The 1,495-nt window shown below is 64.3% G+C and carries 2 protein-coding genes; one reads left to right on the top strand and one right to left on the bottom strand.

The features are described 5' to 3' along the window. Positions 1-531: 531 nt before the first annotated feature. On the bottom strand, positions 532-870 hold the full coding sequence (locus tag QM806_RS23005; protein WP_005255751.1) for an RNA polymerase-binding protein RbpA: 339 nt from the start codon (positions 868-870) through the stop codon (positions 532-534). Positions 871-1,042: 172 nt separating this feature from the next. Between QM806_RS23005 and QM806_RS23000 the strand changes: the two genes are divergently transcribed. Continuing rightward, on the top strand, positions 1,043-1,375 hold the full coding sequence (locus tag QM806_RS23000; protein ID WP_005246337.1) for a hypothetical protein: 333 nt from the start codon (positions 1,043-1,045) through the stop codon (positions 1,373-1,375). Positions 1,376-1,495: the final 120 nt, after the last annotated feature.

Here is a 1,495-nt window from a genome sequence, read left to right as displayed (position 1 = left end):
CCGCAGCACCGCCCGACAGACCGGAAGGTTTGGTTTGGGCGGTGATGGGGGAATACCACGAAATGGCAGTGGTTGTACAGAAAACGAGCGGTTGACCACCCCGAATATCGTGGACGCCCGACCGGTCGTGGTTTCGGGGTGCCGATTTCATACCCCAGGTGTGAGATTTACCCGAAGAGAAGACCAAACCCTTGACTCCGCGGTACCGAATAGTAGATTGAGAGCGGTCATGTGACCTACCTCTCAAATGGTACGGAAGCCCGAGAGGTCGGTCATACGTGGTTTCTTCGACTGCGTGTTCGGGGCGTGACGCTCGGTGCTTTGTGTGCTCGGAATGTAACGCGCCCGCGTTCAGCAGATCGGAGTACTTGGATGAGTCCTGTCGAGACGGTGACCAGCCCAGTGACCAACAGAAGCTTGTCCGTGTCGAACACCCCGTCCGCGCCGAAGCCGGGGTCGCAACTTCCCCGGACGCGGCGAACGCCGCCCCGGCAGAGCCGAGACGGCGTTCGTACGGTTCGGTTGCCTGTGTCAGGCTCCGCGGCGCTTCGCCTTCAGCAGGTCGAGGCGCTCCTTCAGCAGCTCCTCCAGTTCCTCCTTGGAACGGCGTTCGAGCAGCATGTCCCAGTGGGTACGCGGCGGCTTGACCTTCTTGGCCTCGGGCGCAGTCCCCTCGACCAGGGTTCCCTCGAGGCCGTTACGGCACAGCCACGTGCCGGGAATCTCGGCATCGTCGGCGAAGGGAATGTCGAACACCTCACCGTTGTCGCACCGGTACTTGGCCATCCGACGGGGCGCGAGGTCGTGGTCACGGTCGGTCTCGTAGCTCACCGCTCCGAGTCGACTTCCTCGAAGTACGCGATCTGCCATGGTTGTGTCCTCTCCTCGATCGTCTCCGCGCGAGTACGCCTGGACCAGAACCAAGCGTTCACACTCATCTACAACGCCACGGCCTCCCGATTGGTTCCCGCACGCCGCGCAGATGCAACCTCGACATCTTACCGGGCGGGCCTCGAGGCGCCGCGCAGTAAGGTGGTTGACCATGACCGGCGCCTCCCGCAGACCCGATTCCTGTGTGTGGTGCGGGAGGGAAGTGGCCGAGACGGGGATGGGGCGGCGCCGCCGGTACTGCCGCCAATCCTGCCGGCAGCGCGCGTACGAGCAGCGCAACCAGGTCAAAGGCACGAGCATCCCCGCCGATGCGGTGGTGCTCACCTCGGAGGAAGCCTCCGCCATGGTCGACCGGGTTTTCCAGGTTCGATGTGCCGCCGAGGACGTGGCGACAGCCGTTGCCGAAGGTGCGGCGGCCCATGAGGTGGAGTCCCTGTGCGCCGACCTCGTGCAACTCGCGCGTGAGGCCGAACGCTTCCGCTGAGCCTCGGACAGAGGCAGGGGAGCGCAGGACGCACTCTGCTCGACCGGTCCGACCGTCGCCTGTCGATGGCGATTCCGAAACGAACATCACGAATCGACGCACACCGGGCCCACGCGTACA

The organism is Rhodococcus sp. IEGM 1351 (assembly GCF_030056875.1).
Taxonomy (GTDB): Bacteria; Actinomycetota; Actinomycetes; order Mycobacteriales; family Mycobacteriaceae; genus Rhodococcus_F; species Rhodococcus_F opacus.
This window is presented reverse-complemented; position numbering and strand designations above follow the sequence as displayed.

Excerpts from the sequence above, each read along its gene's own strand:
- QM806_RS23005 (WP_005255751.1), bottom strand. The coding sequence starts at position 870 with ATGGCAGATCGCGTACTTCGAGGAAGTCGACTCGGAGCGGTGAGCTAC.
- QM806_RS23000 (WP_005246337.1), top strand. The coding sequence starts at position 1,043 with ATGACCGGCGCCTCCCGCAGACCCGATTCCTGTGTGTGGTGCGGGAGG.